The 905-nt window shown below is 69.0% G+C and carries 1 protein-coding gene; it reads left to right on the plus strand.

Annotated elements, in window-relative coordinates:
* On the plus strand, nucleotides 1-905 hold a 905-nt coding region (tnpC, locus tag A33M_RS20870; protein WP_040622325.1), incomplete at both ends, for an IS66 family transposase.

Consider the following 905-nt stretch of genomic DNA (forward strand, 5'->3'; position numbering starts at 1 on the left):
CGAGTTGGCGGCCGAGGAAGCCGCGGCCCGGGCGAAGACGGTGGTGCGCGCCTTCGAGCGCCAGCGGCCTGCGAAGAAGCCATTTCCGGCGCCCCTGCCGCGGGAACGGGTGGTCGTGCCGGCGCCGACCTCCTGCCCGTGCTGCGGTTCGGCCAGGCTGTCGAAGCTCGGCGAGGATATTACCGAGACGCTGGAGGTGATCCCGCGGCAGTGGAAGGTCATCCAGACGGTCAGAGAGAGGTTCTCCTGCCGGGAATGCGAGAGGATCAGCCAGCCGCCGGCACCGTTCCATCCGACGCCACGTGGCCACCTCGGCCCGAGCCTGCTCGCGATGATCCTGTTCGAGAAGTTCGGCCAGCATCAGCCGCTGAACCGGCAGAGCGAACGCTATGGCCGCGAAGGCATCGACCTCAGCCTGTCGACGCTGGCCGACCAGGTCGGCGCCTGCACCTTCGCGCTGCGGCCGCTGCACGATTCGATCGAGCGGCATGTTCTCGCCGCCGAGCGTCTGCACGGCGACGACACGACGGTGCCGATCCTGGCCAAGGGCAAGACGGCGACAGGGCGGATCTGGGTCTATGTGCGCGATGATCGGCCGTTCGGCGGCACCGCACCGCCGGCGGCCCTGTTTTATGCGTCCCGGGACCGATCGGGCGAGCATCCCGAGCGGCATCTGACCGGTTACGGCGGCATCCTGCAAGCGGACGCCTATGGCGGCTATGGGCGGCTTTACCGGCCCGTTCGAAGTTCGGGACCGGTGACGGAAGCGCTGTGTTGGGCCCATTCGCGCCGGAAGTTCTTCGAACTGGCCGACATCGCCGGCAGTGCCCGGCGCGGTAAGACCGCGGCGCCGATCTCGCCGCTCGCCCTGGAGGCGGTGAAGCGGATCGACGCGCTGTTCGACA

The organism is Rhodovulum sp. PH10, from assembly GCF_000293785.1.
Classification (GTDB): domain Bacteria; phylum Pseudomonadota; class Alphaproteobacteria; order Rhizobiales; family Xanthobacteraceae; genus Rhodoplanes.